21 protein-coding genes and 2 pseudogenes are annotated in these 26,239 nt (G+C 71.0%); 14 read left to right on the top strand and 9 right to left on the bottom strand.

What is annotated here, in order from left to right; genetic code table 11:
* Nucleotides 1–169 precede the first annotated feature (169 nt).
* The 4 genes and pseudogenes from ACLQ28_RS24140 to ACLQ28_RS24155 all read left to right on the top strand — a co-directional run.
* Nucleotides 170–346 (top strand): annotated as a pseudogene (locus ACLQ28_RS24140) (IS701 family transposase); the annotation flags it as partial.
* A gap of 350 nt (nucleotides 347–696) precedes the next feature.
* A complete protein-coding gene (locus tag ACLQ28_RS24145) occupies nucleotides 697–1,401 on the top strand; it encodes a hypothetical protein (RefSeq protein WP_425688543.1) in 705 nt (234 codons plus the stop codon).
* A 281-nt stretch (nucleotides 1,402–1,682) separates the two neighbouring features.
* Complete coding sequence (locus ACLQ28_RS24150) at nucleotides 1,683–2,897, top strand: sialidase family protein (RefSeq protein ID WP_425688544.1); 1,215 nt, start codon at nucleotides 1,683–1,685, stop codon at nucleotides 2,895–2,897.
* Between the two features lie 157 nt (nucleotides 2,898–3,054).
* Nucleotides 3,055–3,403: pseudogene (locus ACLQ28_RS24155) on the top strand (transposase); the annotation flags it as partial.
* A 135-nt stretch (nucleotides 3,404–3,538) separates the two neighbouring features.
* On the opposite strand, the gene ACLQ28_RS24160 reads toward ACLQ28_RS24155, so the two are convergent.
* Together ACLQ28_RS24160 and ACLQ28_RS24165 are read right to left on the bottom strand one after the other, a co-directional pair.
* On the bottom strand, nucleotides 3,539–4,054 hold the full coding sequence (locus tag ACLQ28_RS24160) for a hypothetical protein (protein WP_425688545.1): 516 nt from the start codon (nucleotides 4,052–4,054) through the stop codon (nucleotides 3,539–3,541).
* The gene (locus tag ACLQ28_RS24165) at nucleotides 3,939–4,724 is read right to left on the bottom strand and encodes a hypothetical protein (RefSeq protein ID WP_425688572.1); all 786 of its coding nucleotides are present in this window, start codon (nucleotides 4,722–4,724) and stop codon (nucleotides 3,939–3,941) included. Before ACLQ28_RS24165 ends, ACLQ28_RS24160 begins: the two co-directional genes overlap by 116 nt.
* A 47-nt stretch (nucleotides 4,725–4,771) precedes the next feature.
* On the opposite strand from ACLQ28_RS24165, the gene ACLQ28_RS24170 reads away from it, so the two are divergent.
* From ACLQ28_RS24170 to ACLQ28_RS24185, 4 genes are all read left to right on the top strand, one after another.
* Nucleotides 4,772–7,018, top strand: coding sequence for a protein kinase domain-containing protein (locus ACLQ28_RS24170; protein ID WP_425688546.1), 2,247 nt, complete (start codon nucleotides 4,772–4,774; stop codon nucleotides 7,016–7,018).
* A 73-nt stretch (nucleotides 7,019–7,091) separates the two neighbouring features.
* A complete protein-coding gene (locus ACLQ28_RS24175; RefSeq protein ID WP_425688547.1) occupies nucleotides 7,092–8,504 on the top strand; it encodes an FAD-dependent oxidoreductase in 1,413 nt (470 codons plus the stop codon).
* Nucleotides 8,505–8,590: 86 nt separating this feature from the next.
* On the top strand, nucleotides 8,591–10,816 hold the full coding sequence (locus ACLQ28_RS24180; RefSeq protein WP_425688548.1) for an FUSC family protein: 2,226 nt from the start codon (nucleotides 8,591–8,593) through the stop codon (nucleotides 10,814–10,816).
* Between the two features lie 285 nt (nucleotides 10,817–11,101).
* Complete coding sequence (locus ACLQ28_RS24185) at nucleotides 11,102–12,139, top strand: aminotransferase class V-fold PLP-dependent enzyme (RefSeq protein ID WP_425688549.1); 1,038 nt, start codon at nucleotides 11,102–11,104, stop codon at nucleotides 12,137–12,139.
* Nucleotides 12,140–12,145: 6 nt separating this feature from the next.
* On the opposite strand, the gene ACLQ28_RS24190 is transcribed toward ACLQ28_RS24185, so the two are convergent.
* Nucleotides 12,146–13,318: an acyl-CoA dehydrogenase family protein gene (locus tag ACLQ28_RS24190; RefSeq protein WP_425688550.1), complete on the bottom strand. Its 1,173-nt coding sequence runs from the start codon at nucleotides 13,316–13,318 to the stop codon at nucleotides 12,146–12,148.
* Nucleotides 13,319–13,416: 98 nt separating this feature from the next.
* Here ACLQ28_RS24190 and ACLQ28_RS24195 point away from each other — a divergent pair, with 98 nt between their 5' ends.
* From ACLQ28_RS24195 to ACLQ28_RS24205, 3 genes are all read left to right on the top strand, one after another.
* Nucleotides 13,417–14,073 (top strand): TetR/AcrR family transcriptional regulator C-terminal domain-containing protein, encoded by a 657-nt coding sequence (locus ACLQ28_RS24195; RefSeq protein ID WP_425688551.1) that lies wholly within the window; start codon nucleotides 13,417–13,419, stop codon nucleotides 14,071–14,073.
* Nucleotides 14,074–14,177: 104 nt separating this feature from the next.
* A complete protein-coding gene (locus tag ACLQ28_RS24200) occupies nucleotides 14,178–15,632 on the top strand; it encodes an aldehyde dehydrogenase family protein (RefSeq protein ID WP_425688552.1) in 1,455 nt (484 codons plus the stop codon).
* A complete protein-coding gene (locus ACLQ28_RS24205) occupies nucleotides 15,629–16,771 on the top strand; it encodes an alcohol dehydrogenase catalytic domain-containing protein (protein WP_425688553.1) in 1,143 nt (380 codons plus the stop codon). Before ACLQ28_RS24200 ends, ACLQ28_RS24205 begins: the two co-directional genes overlap by 4 nt.
* 30 nt (nucleotides 16,772–16,801) lie before the next feature.
* Here ACLQ28_RS24205 and ACLQ28_RS24210 read toward each other — a convergent pair whose 3' ends face one another.
* Complete coding sequence (locus tag ACLQ28_RS24210) at nucleotides 16,802–17,401, bottom strand: YdeI/OmpD-associated family protein (protein WP_425688554.1); 600 nt, start codon at nucleotides 17,399–17,401, stop codon at nucleotides 16,802–16,804.
* A 551-nt stretch (nucleotides 17,402–17,952) separates the two neighbouring features.
* Here ACLQ28_RS24210 and ACLQ28_RS24215 point away from each other — a divergent pair.
* Nucleotides 17,953–18,174: a winged helix-turn-helix domain-containing protein gene (locus ACLQ28_RS24215; RefSeq protein ID WP_425688555.1), complete on the top strand. Its 222-nt coding sequence runs from the start codon at nucleotides 17,953–17,955 to the stop codon at nucleotides 18,172–18,174.
* A 47-nt stretch (nucleotides 18,175–18,221) separates the two neighbouring features.
* Here ACLQ28_RS24215 and ACLQ28_RS24220 read toward each other — a convergent pair whose 3' ends face one another.
* The 3 genes from ACLQ28_RS24220 to ACLQ28_RS24230 all read right to left on the bottom strand — a co-directional run bounded on the left by ACLQ28_RS24220 (nucleotide 18,222) and on the right by ACLQ28_RS24230 (nucleotide 20,334).
* Entirely contained in the window at nucleotides 18,222–18,383 is a 162-nt protein-coding gene (locus ACLQ28_RS24220; protein ID WP_425688556.1) for a DUF5980 family protein, read from the bottom strand.
* 27 nt (nucleotides 18,384–18,410) lie between these two features.
* On the bottom strand, nucleotides 18,411–19,361 hold the full coding sequence (locus ACLQ28_RS24225) for a nucleoside hydrolase (protein ID WP_425688557.1): 951 nt from the start codon (nucleotides 19,359–19,361) through the stop codon (nucleotides 18,411–18,413).
* Nucleotides 19,362–19,476: 115 nt separating this feature from the next.
* Nucleotides 19,477–20,334: an SPFH domain-containing protein gene (locus tag ACLQ28_RS24230; protein WP_425688558.1), complete on the bottom strand. Its 858-nt coding sequence runs from the start codon at nucleotides 20,332–20,334 to the stop codon at nucleotides 19,477–19,479.
* A 296-nt stretch (nucleotides 20,335–20,630) separates the two neighbouring features.
* Here ACLQ28_RS24230 and ACLQ28_RS24235 point away from each other — a divergent pair, with 296 nt between their 5' ends.
* Nucleotides 20,631–22,196, top strand: coding sequence for an MFS transporter (locus ACLQ28_RS24235; RefSeq protein WP_425688571.1), 1,566 nt, complete (start codon nucleotides 20,631–20,633; stop codon nucleotides 22,194–22,196).
* Between the two features lie 11 nt (nucleotides 22,197–22,207).
* Nucleotides 22,208–22,816, top strand: a complete 609-nt coding sequence (locus ACLQ28_RS24240) for a TetR/AcrR family transcriptional regulator (RefSeq protein WP_425688559.1) — start codon at nucleotides 22,208–22,210, stop codon at nucleotides 22,814–22,816.
* Nucleotides 22,817–22,851: 35 nt separating this feature from the next.
* Here ACLQ28_RS24240 and ACLQ28_RS24245 read toward each other — a convergent pair whose 3' ends face one another.
* The gene (locus tag ACLQ28_RS24245) at nucleotides 22,852–24,771 is read right to left on the bottom strand and encodes a helix-turn-helix domain-containing protein (RefSeq protein ID WP_425688560.1); all 1,920 of its coding nucleotides are present in this window, start codon (nucleotides 24,769–24,771) and stop codon (nucleotides 22,852–22,854) included.
* 14 nt (nucleotides 24,772–24,785) lie between these two features.
* Complete coding sequence (locus ACLQ28_RS24250; protein ID WP_425688561.1) at nucleotides 24,786–25,568, bottom strand: 3-hydroxybutyrate dehydrogenase; 783 nt, start codon at nucleotides 25,566–25,568, stop codon at nucleotides 24,786–24,788.
* Between the last annotated feature and the right edge of the window lie 671 nt (nucleotides 25,569–26,239).

Genomic DNA, 26,239 nt, shown 5'->3' on the forward strand with positions numbered 1-26,239 from the left:
GAGCGTCGGCCAGGGCGTTTGCAGTCGCTACTGTGCTGTCGCGTCTGCGTCCATGCCACACCCGCTGCAACTGCTGCGGCGGCCATTCTGAGCAGGTCGACATCGGTTAGCCCCGTCGCTTAGTACTGCAACGGCAGTAGGCAATCGAGTTCGGCTCGCGTTCGTTGGTCTGCCTGTGACGGACGTTGATGTCGATCAGTGGCATGGGGAGTTGGACCGGTCGCATGCCCGGATCGGGCCTCGGTTTCGCCGCTCGGAGCCGCGGCGGCGGGCGCGGCAGTACCTGTGCGGGCTGGTCTCCGGCCTAGGCCGTAAGAACGGCTGGACCCTCGCGGAGCAGGCCGGGACATCCTGTGAAATGAATTCCGCTCCTGTGAGCTATGACGCGGCCGCGGTCCGAGCGCCCCGGGCCGGCAGGCCTACCCTAGGCCGGGCGGAGTCGCGCGAGTTGAGAACACCAACCTCACCGGAACAACCGGCTTAGAGTCCCGCGTTCACGTCGGCGGTGGCGAGCGCCAGCGTTTGGCCGGGTGGTACCCCCTCGCGCAACGGCAATACGCCGTGGAGCGCAGTCAGAGATACGACGCCTATGCGACGTGGACGGATGACTCCGGCGGCATGCTCGCTCCGTGCATCAACATAGGAGCGCGACACACCCGACAGCCATCGTCGTCTATCCGGCGGGGAGGCCCCGCCGTGCGTGAGACACCATTTGTGGCCTCTCGGCTGCACGCCCTGAGTGGGTTGCTGTACGTCCTGTCGTTCGCCACGGCGATGCTCCTCCCGGGGTTGATCAGTTCACCCGGCGAGCCGCTGGTTACGCCGTACTCGTCCGACGCCGATGTCCAACAGTTCCTCGATAGCGGCTCAGCCAGTGCACCGGTTGGCGCGTTCTTCCAGGCGCTGGCAGCGGTCGCACTGCTGGTGTTCACCGCGTACGTCGCCGTCACGATGCGCCGGCGGGGCGACATCGGCCGAGCCGCTGGGCTGGCGCATGCCTCCGGTGCGGTCGCCTCCGCGCTGCTGCTGTCGTCGGCGGCCGTTCAATGGATCATGTCTCGTCCCGGCAGCGGATCGGATCTGCGGGTCTTCCGGTTCGCGATGGACCTCGCCTTCATTACCGGCGGTCCCTTGCACATCGTGACGCTCGGCCTCTTCGTCGGCGCCGCCTCAGCCGCCATGCTGCGGACCAGGGCGCTGCCGAGCTGGCTCGGCAGGTTGGGGATCGGCATCGCGACGCTGTGCGTACTCGCGATCTTCTCGCTGCTGGCCTCCGCGGCGTCGGTCTTCATCCCGGCCGGAAGGTTCATCGGCTTCATCTGGTTCGCCGCCGCCAGCGTCCTGCTGGCACGACGTGGCCGACTCGCACCCGATCCGGTCGACCTGGGGAGCACACGATGAGCGGACGAGCTCGTACCGCCCTGTTCGTCACGGTCCTGTTAGTGACCATGACTCTCGCGCCGGGCGCCAGCGCAGCGGGCGCGTCGGTGGCGCCATCGGAGGTATCCACGGGTCCGGCGTGGGTCTCTGGGCCGAGCCCATTCGGCGCCTGCCCTTCGGCCGCTCTTGACGATCTCCTACCCGCCGGCGCGCTCGAACCGACCGTCGCCGCCAACCCGCTGAAACGTCAGCAGCTGGTGTCGGTGTGGACACAGGACCGGTTCAGAGGACTGGTCGCTGGGGTGAGCGCCGACGGCGGCCACAGTTGGCGGCGGGTGCTGATTCCGGGGACGAGCCGATGCACGGGCGGGACCTTCGACTACGTCGATGACGTGTGGCTGTCATTCGGCCCAACCGGCATGCTGCATCTGTCGGCGCATGTGTTCGACGCACCCGAGACCACACCCAGCGGACTCATCACGGCCCGATCCCTCGACGGCGGTCTCACCTGGAGTAAACCGGTCCTCGTAGTGGCGGAGCGCGATCCGGACGGCGGGACGTACGTCGGTGGGGCGATCGTGGCTGATCCGAAGAACCCCGCACGCGTCTACACGGTCGTACCGAAGATCATGGAACCCGACCAGGAGGGCGAGCCGTTCCGCGGAGCGGTGGTCTTCGCCGCCAGCGGTGATGCCGGACGCACCTGGCGGGCGCGGCAGATCTATGAGCCGGGGGAGAACCGGCTGACCACCGGACACCAGATCGTGGTGCTCCCCAACGGGACCCTTGTCGACTCCTTCACCCTGTTCGACCTCACCGGCGAGCGGCCCACCCGGCACGTTGCCGTGATGCGGTCGCAGGACCGTGGCGCCACCTGGTCACCTCCCCACCTGGTAGCCGAGATGCGGTCGGCCGGCGTCAGCGATCCGCAGTCGCCGGGGGACCAGGTCTCCAGCGGCAGCGCCGCGCTCATCGACGCGGCGGTCGATCCGGCCAGCGGGCGGATCTACCTGGTCTGGCAGGACGCCCGCTTCAGCGGCGGGCGGGCGGACGCAATCGCACTGTCCGTGTCGGACGACAGCGGGCGCCACTGGTCCACGCCGGTAAAGGTCAACCGCAGCCCGACGTACGTCCCGATCGGCAACCAACAGGCATTCACCGCATCGGTTGCAGTCGCCGCCGACCATACCGTCGCGGTCGACTACTCCGATTTTCGTCACGACGACCCCGCCGGGGCGCTATGGACCGATCGTTGGCTGGTGACCTGTCGCCCGACACCCAAGCTTGATTGCGCGACCGGGGTTGGGTTCGACACCGAGGTAAGACTCACCAACGAGCCATTCGACATGCGGCATGCCCCCTTCCTGAATGAAGTCGGCCCCCCGGGCTTTTTCCTCGGCGACTACGCCGGCCTGACCAGCGCCGGACCACACGACTTCGTCGCCACGTTCTCCCAACCCGACCCGGTGGTGTCCCCGCGCGTCGCCGCCGTACGGGTCCGGGACGCCAACCGATAGCCGCGTTGTGGCTGGCCGTGGGCCGGGCGGGACCGGAAACCGGTCCGGTCCGGTCCAGCCCTACCGGTTGATTCCCGGCCCGACCGCTGGACGAGGGGCACTAGTACTACTACGGCAGTAGGCGAATCGAGTTCGGCTCGCGTTCGTTGGTCTGCCTGTGACAGACGTTGATGTCGATCAGTGGCATGGGGAGTTGGACCGGTTGCATGCCCGGATCGGGCCTCGGTTTCGCCGCTCGGAGCCGCGGCGGCGGGCGCGGCAGTACCTGTGCGGGCTGGTCTCCCGGCCTGGGCCGTAAGAACGGCTGGACCCTCGCGGAGCAGGCCGGGGACGTGTCGCCGGACGGGATGCAAAGGTTGTTGCGGTGGGCGGACTGGGACGTCGACGCGGTCCGTGACGACGTGCGGGACTACGTGGTCGAGCACCTCGGCGTCCCGGCCGGAGTGCTGATCGTGGACGACACCGGGTTCCTGAAGAAGGGCACCCGGTCGGCCGGGGTGCAGCGCCACATCACCCTGTCCATGGCCGCCCACGCCTGGCTGTCCGTGGCCCGATCCCTTACCGCAAAAGGGGATCCAGCCCCGACGGCGACATGATGATCGGCTACACCGTACCGGAGATCCGAAGACTGCTCACCGCACTCATAGTGCGATCAACCCACCCATCAGAGCGCGTCTGGGCCTGGTCTCGATGGCGCCGACGACGCCAACACCAAGCCCGAACCTGCCACTACCGACGACACGGCTACCCCTGACCAACTGCCGTTGCAGTATTAGCGATCCGGGAAAAGGATCTGCCGCTGTGGTAAATCGCCAAGTCAACGATTTAATGGACTCGGAGAGCGTCCTTATGACATACCAGCCCAAGTTTGGGCGTTGGTGAGTAGGAAGACCTCGACGATCGAAGTGGCCGCTAAGGCGCCCACCGCGATTGCCGGACCCAGCGCAAAATCGTCGAACTTCCAGGTGTCGATCCCCGCTATCGCGGCCAGCAGGAGTAGGGGACCGTCGCAATGCTGCCGTCGACGGTGCCCAGTGGGATCTATCGCGTGGAGGGCTTGTCGCAGGCAACGCCGATGCCGAGGTCGACAGTGTCCTCTTGGCCGTTCGACCGCACGACGAGAGGTACGCAGGCAGCCCGCGCGACCCACGTGCCACCGACGAAGGCCATCCATTGCGCCTGTGCACCCTCCGGCGCGCAGGCGTGCACCGTGGCGGTCGCCGTTGGCGTGCCGAGAGCACCCCACCCGATCCGGGCCTCGCCTTCGGATCCCGGTGCCACCTGAAGGTCGACGACCGTGCCTGCGCGTACGACCAGGCCCCATTTGGCGAATAGTCGAGCCGCTCGATCAGCCTCCCCGGAGTCCTCCGCAGTCAGCACGGCGCGGTCGGGCACGGCCACGTCTTTTCCGACCAGTCGATAACCCGCCGGTATTGCCGGCATCGCCGTTACCGACGGCGTGCACGGCAGTCCGGCATCGCCCTCGCGCGCCGGCGAGGTTGTGCCGTCGACAGGCGGCGTGCCGGGTTGGCGCGCGTCGCTTTCGGGCGTACACGCCGTCAGCGCCGCGACCAGGCACAGGCTGGCCCGCCAGGTGCTCGGCCGGGCCCGGTCGACAGTTGCCGTCTCCGGGTGGACCGGGGCGCGGGTGGTTCGGGTCGCCGCAGAATTCGAATTCATTCGATATTCATAGCATCTTGCCGATATACGTGTTGGTAACATCGCGTTGGGCGACAGCGTGGGTGCCAATAGTCGAGTTATGTCGAAATGAACGATCGGTTGGTCGTTGATCTTGCGGTGTGACATATCCAACTGCCGCTTTTCCACCTGTCGCAGAAATTGGGCACGCAATCTTCGCCGGGTACCTTCCTGTCGTGCCAGATGCCACTCGACAGTTGATTGCCGATCGCTATCGGCTGGTCCGCCCACTCGGTCAGGGCGGGATGGGCCGCGTATGGCAGGCCCGCGACGAGATGTTGCAACGCGACGTGGCCATCAAGGAGTTGGTGGCACCGCCCGGCCTGCGTGACGACGAACGCCGGGAGATGCGCGAACGGTCCATGCGCGAGGCGCGGGCCGTCGCCCGCCTGGGCCACGTCAACGTGGTACGCGTCTTCGACGTGCTGCACTCGGCCGACGACCCCTGGATCGTGATGGAACTCGTCCGGTCCCGATCCCTGCACCAGGTGCTCGAAGCCGAGGGGCCGATGCCGCCGGCCCGCGCCGCGCACATCGGGCTCGGTGTGCTGAGCGCGCTACAGGCCGCTCACCAGGCCGGCGTGCTGCATCGGGACGTCAAGCCAGCCAACGTGCTGCTCGCCGACGACGGCAGGGTGGTGCTGACCGATTTTGGCCTGGCCACCCTCCCCGGCGACCCACGCATGACCCAGACCGGGATGGTGCTCGGCTCGCCGGCCTTCCTCGCGCCGGAGCGGGCCACCGACGGCGACGTTGGTCCGGCCGCCGACCTGTGGTCGCTCGGCGCCACTCTCTACGCTGCGGTCGAGGGACGCACCCCGTACCACCGCTCGTCGCCGATCGCCACGCTGGCGGCGCTCGCCACCGAGCCGCCACCGCCGGCTCAGCGAGCCGGTCGGCTGACCCCGCTCCTCGAAGGACTGCTGCGCCGGGAGCCGGATCAGCGGATCAGCGCCGAGGAGGCGGAGCGGCTCCTGCGCCAGGCCGCCGCCCCGGACGAGCCAGTCGCCCCGGGGAGCACCACCGGCGACGGGCCGGTAACCCGGCTCGCCGCCACCACCGACGAGCCACGTCCGAAGATCGTGCCCGAGTTCGTCACCGCCGAGCCCGGTCCGCCCGCGCCGCAGCCTGTCGCCGATACGCCGCAGCCTGTCGCCGACGCGCCGCCGTCGATCGCCGACGCACAGCCGCCTGTCGCCGATACGCGGCTGCCTGTCCCCGCCGCCCCGGTCGTGGGGCCCGGCCGCAAGCGTCGGGCTCGACTGATCGCTTCGATCGCAGCCGCCGCGCTGCTGGTCGTCCTGCTGGTGACCGCGTCCCTGCTGAATCGAGGGCTGTTTGGCGGTGCGGGTGCCGGCGGAGTTGCGGCGCCCGCAATCAACACGTCGCCGATTGCCGATTCGCCGGTGTCCAGGGAACTCGCACCAGCGCCCGCGGGATGGCGCTACTACCGCGACGATCCCCGCTTCCTCGTACCGGTGCCGGCCGGCTGGCAGGCGCGACGCGACGGTGAGCGGGCCGAGTTCCGGGAGCCGGACGGTAGCCGGGTGCTCGTCGTCGACGAACTCCGGTCCGTCCCCGCGGACCTGGTCGGCGAGCTACGGGCGCGGGAGGCGACGGAACGCAAGCGGTACGCCGACTACCGCCAGAGCCGGCTCGCCGCACTGCGCTACCAGGTGCGGGCCGCCGAATGGGAGTGGACCTACACCGCCAAGGACGGCACGCCGCTGCACACGGTGAGCCGCGCGTTCATTGGTCACAACGGGCACGCGTACTCGATCGGCTGGACCACCTCGGCCGCCGAATGGTCGGCGAGCGCGGGCACCTTCGCGCTGATCACGGACGGTTTCCAGGGGATGCCGGTCCAGGGCGTGCCGGTCGTGGGTGGCTCGCCGTCCATACCTGCCGGCCCTCCGCCGTCCGGAGGCGCGGGGCAGCCGACACCCGGGGCGGGCACCGGTGCGACAACCGTTCCGGAGAATCCGGCGCAGCAACCGTCGGCCCCGCCGCGGCCCTCCCCGACGCAGAGCAACGTGCCAGCCGGCAAGCAGATCCAGAGCTTCGCCAGTGACCGTTGCATCGACATCCGGGACGGCAACGCCACCGCTGGTGCACGCCTGCAGATCTGGGACTGTCGTCGCACCGCCAAGCAACTGTGGACCTTTCCCGCTGACGGCACGGTCCGTTCGATGGGCAAGTGCCTGGACGTCGCCGGCCACTCCACCCAGGACGGGGCAGCGATCCAACTTGCCGACTGCTCCGGCGCGGGGTCGCAGAAGTTCACCCTCAACAAGGCCTACGACCTGGTGAACGTCAAGGCGGACAGGTGCGTCGACGTGCTCGACGCGAACCCGGACAACGGCGCCCGACTACAGCTCTGGCAGTGCGGCGGGACTCCGAACCAGAAGTGGCGGGCCATCTGAACGCTGACTGCGGGCGCTCCGCTGGTTACGGTCGTGGATGCCGAGCGTTCCCGACCGTTAGAGGAGTGATCGCATGTCCCCCTCTCCTGCCCGGCTCTTCGCGGAGATAACGACGGCCGAACCACCGGTCGAGACACCAGTGCTCATGCGACGTGCGGTGGTGCTCGGTGGCAGCATGGCCGGGCTGGTGGCTGCTCGGGTGTTGAGTGACCACGCCGAGGAAGTGCTGATCATCGAACGGGACCCGTCCGATGTCGATGCCGGGCCCCGGCCGGGTGTGCCCCAGGGCAGCCAGGTGCACGCGCTGCTGCCCGCCGGTCAGGTCCAGCTGGAACGCTGGTTTCCCGGCATCGCCGACGAGGCGCTCGCGCACGGTGCCCCTCCGCCGCCGAGCGACCAGGGCACGGCGAAGGTCTTCGTCAACGGCGTGCTGGGGCTGCCGCCGGCGGCGACCGACACCGGCCCGGCGCTGATCACCACGCGTCCGTTCCTGGAAGCGCTGGTCCGGCGGCGGACCCTGGCCGTCGACAACATCCGTTTGGTGTACGGCCGGGCCGAGGGTCTGCTCTTCGACGAGCGGCGTGTCACCGCCGCCCGGTACGTGCCCGAGGGTGGCACCGAGCCGATCGTCGAACCGGCAGACCTGGTGGTCGACGCGATGGGGCGGTCCAGCCGGCTCAGCGACTGGCTGGCCGAGCACGGGTGGCCCCGCCCGCCGATGCAACGGATGCCGATCAAGCTGAACTACGCGACGGCGCTGTACAAGCGCGACGAGAAGGTCAGCGACGCCTGGGTGGCGGTCTTCCACACCATGGCGGGCAAGGGGCGTACCGCCCGGATCGGTGGGATCAACTCGGTCGAGGGGGACCGCTGGATCATGCTGGTGGCCGGCTACGACGAGGACCGGCCCAGCCGCGACGTCGCCGACTTCACCGCCCGCTGCCGGGAGCACTACCCGCAGATGTTCGGCGACATCGCCGAGCGCGGGGAGATGCTGGGCGGGGTGGTCACCTACCACCAGGCGGACAGCCGACGCCGTGACTTCCACAAGCTCGACCGCCTGCCCGCCGGGTTGGTTGCCGCCGGCGACGCGGTCGCGTCCTTCAACCCCGTGTACGGCCAGGGCATGACCTCCGCGACACTGCACGCTTCCTGCCTGTCGGCGTACCTGCGGTCGGGCCCGCAGCCGCACGACGAGCCAGCGCGGGCGTACTTCGACCAGGTCCGTGTGGTCGTCGACGCCGCGTGGCAGATCTCCACCACCGCTGACATCGAGCTTCCGCACGTCGACGGGCCGTACCCACCCGGGTACAAGGTCACCAAGTGGTTCGGCGACCTGCTCTTCCGGGCGTCGCTGACCGATCCGGTGCTCAACGCCCGACTGGGTCGGGTCACCACCATGCTCGACCACCCGGCGACCCTGAGTCGCCCCGGCACCCTGCTGCGGGCCCTCCGGCTCGGCCTGTTCGGGACCTCGCGGCGGTGATTCGGCGCGATACCCGACGGCACCGGGGAGGCGGCGGACAATGATGGGTCGGGGAGGGGTGCTGCGACGAAGCAGGGGGAGCAGGCGTGCTCGGAACCAGCCTCCTTGGCCGGCTCCGCCGCCGTGACCCGGGGGATGCCATCCTGCGGCGAGCGGCACGGCTGACGCTCGTCGCGTCCGTCGTCTTCTACGGCTGCCGTTACGGCGCGGGCAGTTCGGTGCTCGCCACCTACGGCCTGTTCGGCACGATCGCCGCCGGGGCGTTCGCGCAGCTGCCCGGCCCGGCGTCGCAGCGGGCGCGGATCCTCGTCACGTCCCTGCCGGTGGTCTGGGCGCTGATCGCCGCGGGCACCCTGCTGGCGTGGAGCACGTGGGTGGCCGCCAGCGGCATGCTTGTCATCGGTTTCGTCGTGGCGTTCGCCGGGGTTGGCAACCCACGCCTGGTGGGGCTGGCGAGCGCGTTCCAGCTCTTCTACATCCTGGCGTCCTTCCCGCCGTACCAGCCGGGCACCCTGCTGGAGCGACTCGGCGGGGTCACGTTCGGCATCGTGCTGCTCGCCGCAGCCGAGGTGCTCCTCTGGCCCGACCCGGTGCCGGTCTCCTACCGGCAGCGCCTCGCCGACGCGGCGGACGGCGTCGCGGCGTTCCTCGACGCCACCGCCGGCGGGTTGACCGACCCGCAGACCGGCCCGGGTGGCCGGGACAGGCGGCGCAAACGGGCGTACGACGTGGTGGCCGCCATCGAGCTGGGCCGCAACCCTCCGGAGTGGGCCCCGAGCGCGGCGGGCGCTCAGGACCGGGCGCTACGAATCTGCGCGACCGCGTTACGGGAGGTGCTCGCCGAGGCGGACCGGCTGGCGGCGGACACCCCGCCGGAGCCGATCCCGGACCTGGCGGCGGCGCGTCTGCTGCGCTCGTGCGCGGACACGACCCGCGCCGCCGGCCGGACCTTGTCACCGGGCGCCCCAACGGTGGACCTTGGCGACCTGGACGCCGCGATCGGGCGAGCCGAGGTGGCGTACCCCGAAGGAGAGGGCGACGGGCACGAGACGCCGGACGTACCCCGGTTGTGTCGGGACGCGACGGCGCTGGCCCTCGCCGACCAGACGCGGATCTTCGCCGTCGGTGTCCGGGTGGCCACCGGGTCGCGGCTCGACGGCGCGGACGCCTACTCAGGGCTCTTCGAGTTCGCGCGGCACAGCCCGTGGACGCTGTACGGGTGGCAGTTCCGCTCCCACCTGGCGCCCCGCTCAGCGCACCTGCACAGCTCGGTGCGGCTGTCCGTGGCGCTCGCCATCGCCCGGGTCGCCGCCGGGGTGTTGCAGCTGACCCACGGCTTCTGGGTGCTGCTGGCCACCCTCACGGTGCTGCGGACCTCGGCCGCCGACACCCGCACCGCGCTGCGGCCGGCCGTGCTGGGCACGATCGCCGGTGCCGTCGTCAGCGGCGGACTGATGCTCGTCGTCGACCAGCCGATCATCTACGCCGTCGTACTGCCGATCACCCTGATGCTGGCCTTCGGTATTGGTCGTCTGCTCGGTCCGGTGTGGCAGCAGGCGCTGTTCACGCTGCTGCTGACGGGCGTCTTCGCCCAGCTCAACGCCGAAGGGTGGCGGCTCGCCGAGGCCCGTCTCGTCGACGTACTGCTCGGCGTGGTGATCGGCGTGCTCGCCGGCGTGGCGATGTGGCCGCGTGGCGCGAGCCGCGACCTGCGGCTCAACGCCACCCACTATCTGGCGGCCAGCGCGGACGCGGTCGAGCAGACCATCCGGGCGGTGCTCGGAGGCGCTCAGCCACCTGACCGTGCACTGGACCGGGTCCGGCAGCGGATGGTCCTGCTCGACTCGTCGTACTGCCAGTACCACGCGGAGCGGCACGGCCCGCACACCCAGCAGATGAACTGGGACGCCGTCCTCAGTGCCGGGCACCACGTGGTGCCCGGCGCCGAGTCGCTGCTGCGACGCAACCCGCCCGGCTGCCTCGCCGGTTGGCCCGCGGTGACCTCGCTGCTGCGGGACTCCGCCGGGCAACTGCGATCGGCGTACGACGACCTCGCTGGCGAGGTGGCGCACGGCCAGGCCTCGGCCCCGGTGCCCGTCCCGACCGGCTGCGCCGGCGAACTGGACCGGATCCGTCCGCTGCTCAGCGAGGGGGACTCGCGGTCGGTCCGGCACCTCGTGGAGGTCGACGGGTGGCTCGCCGGCCTCGCGGACAGCCTCGCCCGCATCCACCCGCACGCTCCTGCGCAAGCGGTCAGTCCGAACGACGGCAGTCCTCCCGCCGCAGGAGAGGCCCGGCGGCGCCCGCGCTGAGGTCCTCCCAGATCGCTTCCCGGTCGGACGTGACCCAGGTCAGCGCGTTGGCGGCCTCGGCCCGCTGTGTAGGCAAGAGGCCGACGAGCGATATACCTCAGTGTCATATTTATACCTGTGAGTCATAGCACTCGTAATGACTTGCCCGGCCTCTCGCCGATGTCACCGCCCGCGCACTGACCAGGCTGCGGGCGTTGCTCGGTCAGGACTTCGCACGGATCTGACAGGCCGCCGGTCGCCGATTGGCTGTGCCCGTTCGACGCCGTCCCGCCTACCGTCGACGACATGGAGATCGAGCAGGCACAGAAGCTGTGGCAGCCGGAGCCCGGCTGGTTGAACACCGCCTCCTACGGGTTGCCGCCCGAGCCGGCGTGGACGGCGTTGCAGGAGGCCCTCACCGCGTGGCGGGTCGGCAGCACGTCGTGGGAGGGTTGGGGCGAGTCGGTGCAGCGGTCCCGAGCCGCGTTCGCGGCCCTGATCAAAGTGCCGGCTGGTGACGTGGCGGTCGGTGCGGCCGTGTCGCAGATCCTCGCGCCGGTCGCGGCGGCGCTGCCGGCCGGGGCGACGGTGGTGGTCCCCGAGGTCGAGTTCACCTCGAACCTGTTCCCCTGGCTGGTCCAGGAGGATCGTGGCGTCAAGGTCCGTACGGTGCCGCTGGACGCCCTGGTCGACGCGATCGACGCCGACACCGACATGGTCGCTTTCAGCCTGGTGCAGTCGGCCGACGGGGCCGTCATGGCGTACGACGAGATCGTGGCCGCGGCCCGCGCGCACGGCGCGTTGGTGGTGGTGGACGCGACCCAGGCGTGCGGGTGGCTGCCGTTCGACGGGAGCCAGGCCGACGTGGTGGCCGTCGGTGGCTACAAGTGGCTGATGAATCCGCGCGGCACCGCGTACGCCTACCTGGCCCCGGCGTTGCGCGACCGGCTGCGCCCGGACGCCGCCGGCTGGTACGCGGGCGGCGACCCGCACGGCTCCTACTACGGCCCGCCGCTGCGGCTGGCCGACGACGCCCGCCGGTTCGACATCTCACCGGCCTGGTTCAGCTGGGTCGGCGCGGCGCCCGCCCTGGAGTTGGTCGCCGAGCTTGGCGTCCCGGCGATCCGGGCGCACGACGTGGCGCTGGCCAACCGGCTCCTGACCGGGCTGGGCCGGCCACCAGGGGACAGCGCCATCGTCAGCGTGGACGTGCCGGACGCGCAGGAGCGGCTGGCCGCAGCCGGCATCCGGGCGGCCGTGCGCGCCGGACGGGTCCGCGCCTCCTTCCACATCTACTCCACCGAGGCCGATGTGGATGCCGCCCTCACGGCGTTGACGGGGTGACCCCGCTCAGGCCAGGTGACCGCCGATCTTCGTGTATCCGCGCAGCAGATCGCGGGAGATGATCAGTCGCTGCATCTCGTCGGTGCCCTCGAAGATCCGGTAGAGCCGGACCTGCCGGTACCAGCGTTCGATGGGCAGCTCACGGGTGTAGCCCATACCGCCGTGGATCTGGAGCACCCGGTCGACCACCCGGTTGACCATCCCGGCGCCGTAGAGCTTGCCCATCGACGAGGCATGCCGAGGGTCCAGGCCCTGGTCCACCGTCCATGCCGAGCGCAGCACCAGCCAGCGGGCCGCCTCCAGCTCCGTCTCCGAGTCGGCGATCATCCACTGGATGGCCTGGTTGGTGCCGATCTTCGCGCCGAAGGTTTCCCGGGTGTTGGCGTAGTCGATCGCCATCTGCAGCACCCGCTCGGCGATGCCGATGGCGTGCGACGGGATGGTGTAGCGGCCCTTGCCGATCCACTCCATGCCCAGCGTGAAGCCCTGCCCGATCTCGCCGAGGATGTTGCGGTGCGGCACGCGTACGCCGTCGAAGATGAGCGACGCGGGCCCGCCCTCGCCCATGGTCTGGATGAACTCCGAGCGCCAGCCCATCGCCCGGTCCACCAGGAACGCGGTGGCCCCACCGTTGCGGGCACCCTTCTCCCGGTCGGTGACCGCGACCACGATGGCGAAGTCGGCGTCGTGGCCGCCGGTGATGAAGGTCTTCTCGCCGTCGAGGACCCAGTCGTCGCCGTCGCGGCGGGCGGACAGCCGGATGTTCGCCGCGTCCGACCCGGCGCCCGGCTCCGTGATGGCGAAGCAGGAGCGCCGCTCGCCCTCGATGGTGGGGATGAGGAACTCCCGCTTCTGCTCCTCGGTGGCGTGGAACAGGATGTTGTCCGCTTCACCGCCGAAGCGGAACGGCACGAACGTGTGGCCAAGCTCGGTCCAGATCAGCGACTGGAGCACCGCCGGCAGATCCATCCCTCCGTATTCTTCCGGGGTGGCCAGGCCCCAGAAGCCGAACTTGCGCGCCTTGAGCTGCAACTCGCGCACCTCGGAGTGGTCGAGGCCCGGCTGGTGCGCCCGCTCCCGGCGGAGCACCTCCGCTTCCAGGGGCATCACCTCGCGGCGGATGAACGATCGGACGGTGTCCCGCACCGCCCGCTCCTCGTCGGTCAGTGAAAAGTCCACGGTGGTCCTCCTGGCGTCGGCGCTGCCGGTCACCCTTAAACTAGCGGTGCAAGTTTTGCCGCGTCCAGACCTGACGGCCGAGACCCGCGAGGAGCGCAGTGCCCCGACCCCGCCAGCCCCGGCTCACCCGGCAGCTGATCGTCGAGACCGCCACCGCGCTCATCGACGCCGAAGGCCTGCCCGCCTTCTCCACCCGCCGGCTCGCCGCCGAGTTGGGCGTCCGCGGGCCGTCGCTCTACAACCACTTCGCCACGAAGGACGAGATCCTCGACGCGGTCGCCGACACGGTCACCGCCGCCGTCGACACCGGCGGCTTCGCCAGCCGGGACTGGGCCGCCGCGCTGCGCGACTGGGCCTGGTCGTACCGGCGGGCGCTCACCGTGCACCCGAACATCGTGCCGTACCTGGCCCAGGGGCCGGGCCGGCGACCGGCCGCGCTGGCCATGGCCGACGCGGTCTACGGCGGGCTGGTACGCGCCGGCTGGCCGCCCGCACGGGCCACCCACATCGGCGCCGCGCTGCGCTATTTCGTGGCCGGGTCGGCGCTCGGCTCGTTCGCCCGCGGTTTCGTCGAGGACCCCGAGCTGTACGCGGCGCACTACCCGCACCTGCGTCAGGCGCACCGGCTCGCCGAGCACCAGCAGAGCGTGGACGAGGGCGCCTTCGCCCTCGGCCTGGACGCCCTGCTGCACGGCCTGGCCGCCGAATACACCCGCACCGTCGCCACGGTGGAGTCCGCCCGGCCCAACGGGTAGCGTCCAAACTCCCAGCGCTAGTTTCATCGTCCATCGCGACCCCGTCGCCATCGCCCATCGCGACCCCGTCGCCATCGCGCATCGCCCACCCCCGAAGGGACGACATGGACCTCGCCGCCCCGCCGTCGCAGCTGTCCGACGCCCTGCGCCTCCGGCGCCACCTGCACCTCGGCGGTGAGTGGACGTCTCCCGCCGACGCCGATCTGATCGACGTGGAAAATCCGAGCACCGGCGAGCTGATCGGGCAGGTGCCGGCCGGCACCCCGGCCGATGTGGACCGCGCCGTGGCCGCGGCACGCGCCGCGTTCCCCGGCTGGTCGGCCACTGCTCCCGCCGAGCGCTCGGCCCACCTCGACCGCCTGCACACCGCGCTCGCCGCACGCGCCGACGACCTCGCCCGCACCATCGCCACAGAGCTGGGCTCGCCGCTCAAGTTCGCCACCCGGGTGCAGGTCGGGCTGCCGTTGACCGTGCTGCGCGACCACGTCGCGCTCGCCGCCCGGGCACCCGTCGAGGAGAGCATCGCCAACTCCCTCGTCGTGCGTGAACCGCTCGGCGTGGTCGGTGCGATCACTCCGTGGAACTATCCGCTGCACCAGGTGGTGGCGAAGCTGGCGCCTGCTCTGGCCGCCGGCTGCACGGTGGTGCTCAAACCCAGCGAGTTGACCCCGTTGACCGCGTACCTGCTCTTCGACGCGGTCACCGAGGCCGGGTTACCACCGGGCGTGCTCAACCTGGTCCCCGGCACCGGGCCGGTGGTGGGCGAGGCCCTCGCCGGGCACCCCGACGTCGACCTGGTCTCGTTCACCGGCTCCACCGCCACCGGCGCCCGGATCATGCGGCTCGCCGCCGACCGGATCGCCCGGGTCGCGCTGGAACTGGGCGGCAAGTCCGCAAACGTGATCCTCCCCGACGCTGACCTGGCCACCGCGGTCAAGGTTGGCGTCGGCAACGCGCTGCTCAACTCCGGCCAGACCTGCACGGCGTGGACCCGGATGCTGGTGCACCGCGACCGGTACGACGAGGCACTCGACCTGATCGCCACGGCGGTGGCCGGGTACCGGCTCGGCGACCCGTTCGACCCGGCCACCCGACTCGGCCCGCTGATCTCCGCCGCCCAGGCCGAACGGGTGCGCGGCCACATCGACCGGGCACTGGCCGACGGTGCCCGGCTGGTCGCCGGCGGCCCGGACGCCCCGGTGCCGACCCGGGGGCACTTCGTCGCCCCGACCGTCTTCGCCGATGTGCACCCTGACAGCGCGCTTGCCCAGGAGGAGGTCTTCGGCCCGGTGCTCGCCGTCCTCCCGTTCGACGACACCGACGAGGCGGTCGCCATCGCCAACAACTCGAAGTACGGGCTGGCCGGCGCGGTCTGGTCCGCCGACACCGACGCGGCACTCGCGGTGGCCCGGCGGCTACGCACCGGCGCGGTCGACATCAACGGCGCACCGTTCAACCCGCTCGCCCCGTTCGGCGGTTACAAGCAGTCCGGCCTGGGCCGGGAGTTGGGCGTGCACGGGCTCGCCGAGTTCAGCGAGCTGAAGGCGATCCAGCGATGAGCGCCCCCGAGCTGTCCCCGACCGCGTCGCGCGGCGGCCCCGAGCCGGCGGGCACGCCGGTCATCGTCCGCGCGCTCGTCGCGCGCTCCTCCGGCGCTGAGCTGCGAGTCGAGCAGGTACGCCTGCCCGCGCCCGGCCCCGGCGAAGTGCGGGTGACGATCACGGCGGCCGGCGTCTGCCACTCCGACCTGTCGATGGTCAACGGCACCCTCGCCGCGAGGTTCCCGCTGGTGCTCGGGCACGAGGCGACCGGAGTAGTGGCCGAGGTCGGGCCGGGCAGCCGGCTGGCGGTCGGCACCCCGGTGGTGCTCAACTGGGCGCCGGCCTGCCGGGCCTGCTGGTGGTGCCGGCGCGGCGAGCCGTGGCTCTGCGCCGACACCACGGCCCCGACCGTGCCGCGCGGCGAAACCGACGACGGGGTTCCGCTGCACCTGACCCTCGGCCTCGGCGCGCTCGCCGAGGCGGTGGTGGTGCCCGAGCGTGCGGTCATCCCGATCCCCGCCGGGCTGCCGCCCGAGCAGGCCGCACTGCTCGGCTGCGCGGTGCTCACCGGCGTCGGCGCGGTCCGCAACACCGCCCGGGTAGCGCCCGGCGAGTCCGTGGCCGTCGTCGGGCTCGGTGGGGTCGGGCTCGCCGTGCTCAGCGCGGCCCGCCGGGCCGGCGCCACGACGATCCTGGCCATCGACGTCGCCGAGGCCAAGCGGGACCTGGCGCTCGCCGCCGGGGCGACCGACTTCCTGCTCTCCGACGACCGGCTCTCCAAGGAGGTACGGGCGCGCACCGAGAGTCGCGGTGTCGACCACGCCTTCGAGTGCGTTGGCCGCGCCGCCACCATCCGCGCTGCCTGGCGGCTCACCAGGCGCGGGGGAGCGGTGACCGTGGTCGGCATGGGTGCCAAGGACGACATGGTCAGCCTCGGCGCACTGGACATCTTCCACTCCGCCCGCACGTTGCGCTCCTCGGTGTACGGCTCGTCCGACCCGGACCGGGAGGTGCCGGTGTTGGCCGCCGAACTCGCCGAGGGCGCACTGGACCTGCGCGTGCTGGTCAGCGGCACGATCTCGCTGGACGAGGCTCCCACGGCGTTCGACCGGCTGGCGCGGGGCGAGGGCGCTCGTTGGGTGGTCACCCTCGACTGAGCCGACGGTTCACCCACCTGTCGATTGTGATCAGTTCGCAGGAGCGGCCTTCTGCGGGTGGATCGTCTCCTGGCGGGCCAGCATGGCGACGAACTCGACGATCTTTCGCTCGCGGGTCTGCGCCCGTTTGACGGCGTTGAGGCGGTGGATGAGGGCGAACCGGTTGGTCTTGGTGAGGACGTCGAACATGGCCTGAGCGGCGGGGTCGGCGGCGATGGCTGCGAGGAGGTCGGCCGGGACCTCCGCTTCCGACGGTGGGGCGTAGGCGGCCGACCACCGCCCGTCCGCCTTCGCGGCTTCCACCGCGGCACGGCCGGGGGGCAGCATCCGCCCCTGCTCCTCCAGCCGGGCCACGTGCGTGACGTTGCGTTGTGACCAGGAACTGCGGGGCCTGCGAGGGGTGAAGCGGATCCAGGAGGTCTCCTGATCCCGTTTACGAGCCTGCCCGTCGATCCAGCCGAAGCACAGCGCCTCGTCGACCGCCTCCTGCCAGGTCAGCGTTGTGACGGTGCCGCCCTTCTTGGTCAGGGCGAGCCAGACGCCGGGCGATGTGGCGTGGTTGGCCGACAACCACGCGTGCAGCCCTCCAGTGTCCGCGACGATCAACTCATCCAGCCCTGCGCTCGCCATGACGGTGAGGCTAACCGCCGCCTGTGACGGCAGCCCTTGGCGCTTCGCGCGCCCACCGCAGCTCCGTGCACCCGTCTGGCCGGCAGCGCTGGCACGATCCGTGCACCCGGTGCTGCGCGATGGTCTGCCGGGCCGGCATCGGCACCCACACCGACCGGGGTAACTCCCAATCGATCACCTGCGGTGCGCCTTGAGCGTGTCCCGCGCCCAGGTCAGCATCTCGCACCGGCCGTCCCGGCACTGCACGCAGCGGCCTGTGGTCCGGTGCTCGCTCGGTGGCTCGTGATGCTGAGCGATCACACGTTGTGCAGTCCAGATGACAAGTGCTGGCGTCACGGGTCCGTCGTCCATGGCCACGGCTCCACCTCCAGGAAGGGGCAGGTCCGACCACCGATCCCTGATCAAGTGGCCGGACCGCTATCCGTGCACCCCGTCAGTTGCCGATCGATAGGGGCGCTATAGGAAACCTGCCATGGCTATCCATTGCTAGTCAAGCACTCGCCATGGGTGATTGAGTGGGAGGTGCCGACCGACCGATAGGGGAACCACCAGTGCCGCCGCAGTACGCCTACCAGCGCGTTGCCGAAGATCTGACCAACAGGATCAAGTCCGGGGAGTTTCCGCCGGGCTCGCGCCTGCCAAGTCGGGCCGGGCTGTGCGAGCAGTACGAAGTCTCAAGTTTCGTTGCTGACCGTGTGTTCCTGATCTTGAAGATGCAAGGGCTTACGGAGTCGCTGCCCGGTGCCGGGGTGTACGTAAAGGAGAACGGCTGACGCCCCCACCCATGGGCAAGGGCGCGGCCGTCCGTCGTTGGCTGCTCTCAGCAGCGCACCCGGATGTCAAGGGTGACCGGGATGCTCTGCACGTCGGTGCCGTCCGTGGCCCAGAGTTGGGGGACGTACCGGCCGTCACTCAGGCGGAACGCGGCCAGGATCGGGAGCAACGTCTGGCGGGATGTGGGCGTGTCGAATGCGTTGGTCACGCCACGTCCGTGAGCCTGCCGTTCAGATCAGGGAATTGTGAGCGACGCCAGCCGACTCGTAATGAACTCCAACGCGGACGGCACGTCGACATCGACCGCCACCTCGACGGTCGTATGACCCACCAGGCCGCGCAGGTCCACGAGAGTGTTGCCGCGGCTCGGTCCCGTGGTGGTGTCCACCTCGACGTACGCCGGCTGGGCGGTGACCAGACCGGGCCGGATCGCCTCCGCCATCGCCAGCGGGTCGTGCAGCGGTATCACGTCCATTCCGTGGTCCCGCCGATACGCCGAGAGGTAGAACTCCAGCGCGTCCGCGCACAGAGCGGCGACAGCGCCCGCCGAGCGCAGTCGGCGCAGGTCGTCCGGACCGTAGGCGGTGCGGTACGTGACGTCCAGCCCGATAAGCGTGGTCGGCACCGGCCGGGGCAGCCCCGGCTCGGTCAGCACCCGGTAGGCGGCCTCCGGGTCGGCCCAGATGTTGAACTCGGCGGCCGGTGTTCGGTTGCCGGCTCCGATGGAGCCGCCCATCACCACCAGGCGGGCCAACCGGGACGCCACCTCGGGGTGTACCGCGAACAGGTGCGCCACGTTGGTCAGCGGCCCGGTCGCCACCAGCGTCACCGGCTCGGTGGAGGCCCGTACCGTCTCGACGATCAACTCCAACGCGGTCGCCTCGACCGGATCGGCGCCGGAGGTCGGCAGCGTGATGCCGCCCAACCCCGTGTCTCCGTGCACCGACTCGGCGCGGTCGTTCAGCGAGCGCAGATACGGTCGATTCGCGCCGCGGGCCACCGGGATGTCGGCCCGGCCGGACAGCGCCAACACGTCCAGTGCGTTGCGGGTGGTGGTGTCGATTCCCACGTTGCCACCGACGGTGGTGACCCCGACCAGTTCCACCTCCGGGCTGGCCACCGCCGTCAGGATGGCCACCATGTCGTCGATGCCTGGGTCACAGTCGAGCAGCACGTGGCGCGTCACGCGCAGGATCCTAACGCTGCCGGGACGGGCTGCCGCCAAGCGCTGTGCACCCCGGTGCGAGACGCCTCGCCTCAGGTGACGCCGGCCCACCCGCCACGGGTGGGCCGGCGTCAGGTCACTTGCCGGTGACGATGCCCGGGTTGATGCAGAGACCCGGGTTGGCGCCGTTCTTCTCCGCGATCTCCAGACAACGGGTCACCTTGTCGACCTTCGCGTTGGTCTCGGTGATCTGCTTGGAGATCTCGGCGTTCTTGCGGTCCTGCTCCAGGTTGCGGGTCTGGGCCAGCTTGTCCTGGAACGCCTTGATGTTGCCCTCGGTCTTGTCGTCGTGGTTCACCCGGGTGATGGTCACCGAGAGGATGTCCACGTCGCTGGTGAGCCGGGTCTCCGCGCTGGTCTTGATGCTCGACGCGAACGGCTTCAGGTCGACGTTGAGGTCACCGGTCTGGGCGTCGATCTTCTCCAGCGGGTTGTACGCGGCGAAGGCGTCGTTGACCGCGCTGTCGAGCTGCACGCCCACCCGCTGGCCCCGGAAGCTGTTGAAGTCACCCTTGTAGTCCATGAACTGCTTCGGCGCGTTCTCCGGCTTGACCTGCCACTCGATGAGCACCTCGACGCAGGCGTCGGCGAGCGTGCCGGTGCGGACCCGTACGCAGTTGTTGCCGCCGATGTGGTCGTACTTCTGCCGACCCGCGTCCCACTCGCCGACCTTCTTCCAGGGCGCCACCCACTTCAGGCCCGAACCGGTCACCTCGCCGGTGGGCTTGCCGAAGCTGGTCACGATGCCGACCGAGCGGATGGGCACCGAGTGGGCGCTGGAGGCGATGCCAACCACCAGGGTGAGGGCGAGGAGACCGAGCGCCGCGAGGGCGGCCGTCCTCTTCATCGCGCTCCTGGGGGCGACGAGAGCCAGGACGGCGCAGACCGCCAGGGCGACGGCGAAGACGATCGCCATGGTGAAGCCGACGGGCATGGGGTGGGGGCCTTTCGCTGGGCTGTGTGGATCATCAACCTAGAGGGCCTGGTCAAGTCGGCAGCCCAGGGGAGCGGCGTCTGCACACGCGAGCCGGTCACCGCGCAGGCGGGCCACCTCGGCACGCTGCCCGACGCCGTCGCCGCCTGCCTGGCCGTCGCGCCGGAGCGTGATGCCCGCCACATACGATACGGATCGGTCCCGTATCGTTAATCCAGCCCGTACGCTGTTCCACGTTACGAGTCTGACCCGTATCGTATTGCGTGGCGGGTGAAAGCGTGGGGGGAAAACCAGGCATGGAGCTGCACAACAACACGGGCCACCCGAGGAGGTGGGCGATCCTCGGGGTGCTGGTGATCAGCCTCCTCGTGGTCGTCCTCGACAACACGATTCTCAACGTCGCCCTGCGCACCCTGGCCGACCCGGCGCACGGCCTCGGTGCCAGCCAGGGCCAGCTGGAATGGGCCATCAACTCCTACACGCTGGTCTTCGCCGGGCTGCTGTTCACCTTCGGGGTGCTCGGCGACCGCGTCGGCCGTAAGCGCTTCCTGATGGTCGGGCTGGCGCTGTTCGGCCTGGCGTCGCTGCTCTCCGCGTACTCCCAGAGCCCTGGCCAGCTGATCGCGGCCCGAGCCCTGATGGGCGTCGGCGGCGCGGCCATCATGCCGGTCACGCTGTCGATCATCTCGAACGTCTTCGACCCGCGTGAGCGCGGCCGGGCGATCGGCGTCTGGGCCGGCGCGGTCGGCCTCGCTGTGGCGGTCGGCCCGATCCTCGGTGGCGCGCTGCTGGAGCACTTCTGGTGGGGCTCGGTCTTCCTGATCAACGTGCCGGTGGTCATCGCGGGCGTGGTCCTGGTCGCACTGATGGTCCCCGAGTCGCGTGACCCGCGGCCGGGCCGCGTCGACGTGCTCGGCGTCCTGCTCTCCGTGGTCGGCCTGGTCGCACTGTCCTACGGCATCATCGACGGCGGCGAGCACGGCTTCGACCGCCCACTGGCCTGGGGTTCGATCCTGGTCGGCATCGCGGTGCTGGCCTGGTTCGTGCAGCACGAGCGCACCAGCGACCACCCGTCGCTGGACGTCCGGCTCTTCAAGGTGCCCCACTTCGCCGCGCCGGTCGCCATCGTCGGCCTGGTGTTCTTCGCCGCGATGGGCTCGATGTTCTTCGGCTCGTTCTACCTGCAACTGGTGCGTGGCTACAGCCCGCTGCAGACCGGCCTGCTCTTCCTGCCCTTCGCCGGCGCCCAGCTGATCTTCGCGCCGCGCAGCGCCACGATGGTCCGCCGCTACGGTGGCCGGGCCGTCGCCACCGTCGGGTTGGCGCTGACCGCGGTGTCACTCGCCGCGTTCGTCTTCATCGGCGCCTCCACCCCGATCTGGATCGTGCTGCTCGTCTTCCTCATCCAGGGCGCCGGAATGGCCAACATCATGCCCCCGGCCACTGAGTCGATCATGTCGGCGCTGCCCCGGGAGAAGGCAGGCGTGGGCTCCGCGATCAGCAACACCGTCCGTCAGGTGGCCGGCGCGCTCGGCGTGGCGATCCTCGGCTCGGTGCTCTCCGCGGTCTACCGCAGCGACATCGGCGACGCGTTGACCGGCCTGCCCGCGCAGGCCCACGACGCGGCCAACGAGTCGATCTCCGGCGCGTACGCGGCGGCGGGCCAGCTCGGCCCGGCGGCGCCGGCGCTGATCTCGGCAGCCAACGACGCCTTCGTCACCGCCATGCACTGGGCGGCCGCGCTCTCCGCGGTGATCGCCGCGCTCGGGATCATCGTGGTGCTGCGCTGGATGCCGGGTCGGGAGACGGTCGCCACCGCACCGGCGGCGGTCGCCGAGCCCGAGTTGGCCGGCACGGCATAGGTTCGCGCACAATGTCGGACATGACGTCCACTGCTGATGCTCCGCGGTCGCCCGGGCGACCGCGGAGCATCCGCGCCGATGAGGCGATCATCGAGGCCACCCTCGACCTGCTCGCCGAGGGCAGCACCGTCGAGGCACTCTCGATCGAGGCGATCGCCGCCCGCGCCGGGGTCGGCAAGGCCACCATCTACCGCCGCTGGACCGGCAAGAACGCGCTGCTGCTGGACGCCCTGCGCCGACTCAAGGGCATCATGGCGCAGCCGGCCGGCCACTCGGTCCGCGACGACCTGGTGCTGCTTGTCGGAGCGATCGGCAAGAACATCGACCCGCGAGCGGCGAAGATCATGCCCTGCCTGGTGCCCGCGGTGAACCGCAGCCCCGACCAGTTCCAGCTCTACCAGAACATCATCGCGCCCCGGCGGCAGTTGATGCGCGACGTGCTGCGACGCGGCATCGACGAAGGGCTGCTCCGGCCCGACATCGACGTGGAGGTGACGATGGCGCTGCTCACCGGGCCGATGCTGATCCAGCGGGTGCTCCAGTGGAACCCGGAGCTGGACGAGCGGACCCTGCCCGTCCAGGTCGTCGACGCCGTGCTGGAGGGCATCCGCGTCCGCTGACGCCGACGATGGCCAACCGTGCTGACCGACGTCGGTCAGCCGGCCGGGGCGCGCAGTCGGTGCAGGCGCAGCGCGAGCTGCACCTCCAACGCCCGCTCGGGCCGCTGCCAGTCGGCGCCGAGCAGCTGCCCGACCCGCTCCAGGCGTTGGGTCACCGTATTGACGTGCACGTGCAACTGCTCGGCCGCCCGGGCCAGACTGCCACCCACCCCGAAGTACGCCTCCAACGTCTTCACCAGAGCCGTGCCCCGCCGCGCGTCGTAGTCGACCACCGGCCCGACGGTGGCGCTGAGAAACTGCGTCACGTCCTTCTCACCCCGGTCACCGACCGTGCCCAACAGCAGCCCGACGAAGCCCAACTCCGCCGTGCTCGCGCCCTGACCGGCACGGCCCAGCGCGCCCAGCGCCGTCAGGCACCGGTCCGCCTCGTGGAACGTCCCGGCCAGCGCCGTCGGCCCGTTCGACGGACCGCTCGCCCCGGCGGTCACCGGTCGGCCGGTGACCCGGGACAGGTCCCGGGCCACCGCACGGGCACTGCCACCGGCGTCCAGCCCCGGCAGCATCAGCACCACCCGACCGTCGCGCGCCGCGGCCAGCCCACCACGTGCCGAGGCGTACGTGGTGGCCCAGGAGAGCACCCGCTGCCGAGCCGAGCCGGTCGCGGCGATCGCATCGTCGCCCACCGCCACCAACACGTGCGGCGCGTCCAGGTCCACCCCGAGCCGCCGGGCCCGGCTGCGCAGCGCGTCGGTGTCCCGCAGCGGGCGGGCGATCAAGTCGTCCAGCAGCTCGCCGCGGACCCGCCCCTCCGCCTCTGCGACCGTCCGGCGGAACAACAGCAGCAGCGCGGTCACCAGCGCGGCCCGCTCCAGGATCCGCTGGTCGGCGTCGACCAACTCGTCGTCCGGGCGCAGCACCAGGGCACCCAGGTTCTCGGCACCCGCCACCACCGCCGCGTACCAGAGTGGGCTGCGGCGCACGCTGCGCCCCTCGGTCCGGGACGCGGCCACCGCCTCGACGATGTCCGCCCGATCGGGCTCGTCGATCTCACCGACCCGGGCCAGCAGGCGACCCTCCGCGTCCAGCGCCAGCAGCGCACCGCCCAGCACCTCGGTCACCGCGGCGGCCACGTCCTCCACACCGCCACCGCGCAACACCAGCGCGGTCATCCGGTCGTGTGCCGCCGCAGCCCGCTCCACCGAGCTGCTGTGCGCCCGGATGGTGGTGTTCGCAGCCGACAACTCAGCCAGCGCCGAGCGGGTCTCGGTCAGCAGCCGGGCGGTGTCGATCGCCACCGCGGCGTGCGCGGCGAGCGAGACCAGCAACGCCACCTCCTCCCGGACGAACGGTCGGGCCGAACGGTTGGCCGCGTAGAGCACACCGATCGAGGTGGAGCCGAGCCGCAGCGGCACCCCGAGGATCGCCACCAGACCCTCCTCACCGACCCCGGCGTCGATCTCCCCGGTGTGATGGAAGCGCGCGTCCTCGCCGTAGTTGGCGGTCACGTACGGGGCACCGGACTGGGCCACCAAGCCGCCGAGGCCGGCGCCCATCGGCAGGCGCAGCCGCTGGAAACGGGCCGAGACCGACCCGTCGGTCACCCGCATGTACGTGTCGCCGCGCTCGTCGTCGTCCAACGTCATGTACGCCACGTCCGCGCCGAGCAGGTTGCGGGCACGGTGCACGATCGCCCGCAGCACGTCGTCCAGGTCGCGAAGCCCGGCCAGGTCGCTGACCGTGTCGTACAGGCCGGACAGCTCGGTCTCGCGGCGGCGCCGACGCTCCAACAGCGCGCGGACCCGCAACGCCACCGACTTGGCCTGCTCCAGCTCGGCCAGCCGGTCGGGTGGCAGCCCGGCGGCCCGCGCGGCCACCAGTGGTCCCTCGAACTCGACCGCCGCGGCCTCACGGGCGAGCAGTTCCAGGAACTCCACCGGCGATGACATGGTCGACATTGTGCTCAGGCCCACTAGTTGGCCGTCCAGCCCCCGTCGAGGGCGATCGACGCGCCGGTGATGAACGCCGCCGGCGGCGAACAGAGGTACGCCAGCAACTCGGCGACCTCCTCCGGTTCGATCAGCCGTTTGATCGCCGCCCGGGCCAGCATGATCTTCTCGATCACCTCGTCCTCGCCGATCCCGTGGCTGGCCGCCTGGTCGGCGATCTGGCTCTCCACCAGGGCGGTGCGCACGTACGCCGGGTTGATGCAGTTGGCGGTGACCCCGTGCGCGGCGCCCTCCAGGGCGACCACCTTCGACAGCCCTTCCAGGGCGTGCTTCGCCGAGACGTAGGCCGCCTTGTACGGCGAGGCCCGCAACCCGTGCACCGAGGAGATGTTGACGATCCGCCCCCACCCCCGGGCGTACATGTGTGGCAGCGCCCGGCGGATCAACAGAAACGGCGCCTCCACCATCACCCGCTGGATGTACTCGAAGCGCTCGACGGGGAAGTCCTGAACCGGCGCGACGTGCTGAAGCCCGGCGTTGTTCACCACGATGTCCACGTCCACGTCGAGGCGGTCCACCGCTGCGGCGTCGGACAGGTCGACGCCCTCGGCCCGGCCGCCGGCCTCCGCGGCCACCGCCTTGGCCGCCTCCAGGTTGCGGTCCACCACGAGCACCTTGGCGCCGGCCGCGCCCAGTCGCAGGGCACACGCCCGCCCGATGCCGCTACCGCCCCCGGTGACCAGGGCGGTCCGACCGGCGAGGTCGACCTGTACGACGTGGGGGACCGCCACGGGTTCTGCCGTCATGGCGCAAGAAGTTACGAGCTGTGTGCTCCCCGGCACATGGGCCCGCGACACATACTCCGCACCAAAGCTGTGTGGCCCCACTCGCATCGCGCCCACCGCGCCTCACCCCTCACCGCCCGCCGTCGGCCCCCGCGCCCGCCCGCGCCCGCCGGTCGTCGGCCCCCGCGCCCGCCCGCGCCCGCCGGTCGTCGGCCCCCGCGCCCGCCCGCGCCCGCCGGTCGTCGGCTCCCGCGCCCGCCCGCCCGCGCCCGCCCGCCGTCGGCTCTCGCGCCCTCCCGCGCCCGCCCGCCGCCTCGGGCTGGCCGCCCCGGCCGACCTTCCCCGGTCAAGATCCGCGCACTTTCGGTGAAGTTGCTGCCTCGCGGCGCGCTGAGGCAGCAACTTCACCGAAGTTGCGCGGATCGTGGCCATGGAGCGGCGTGTGGCGCGGTGCCAGCAACGTCGCGCTCGCCCGGCCCCTGCCCCCATCCGCGTTCCCGCTCCCGCCCCGCCGCCCGTGGCCCCCGGTCGGGCGTTCAAGATCGTGCTCGTTCCAGGATCGAGTGGTATCGGTCCGTCGGTGAGGCCACTACAGCCTGGATCGAGCACGATCTTGGCGCGGGGCGCGGGGCGCGGGGCGCGGGGCGCGGGGCGCGGGGCGCGGGGCGCGGGGCGCGGGGCGCGGGGCGCGG

Source organism: Micromonospora sp. DT201 (assembly GCF_049841575.1).
GTDB lineage: Bacteria > Actinomycetota > Actinomycetes > Mycobacteriales > Micromonosporaceae > Micromonospora.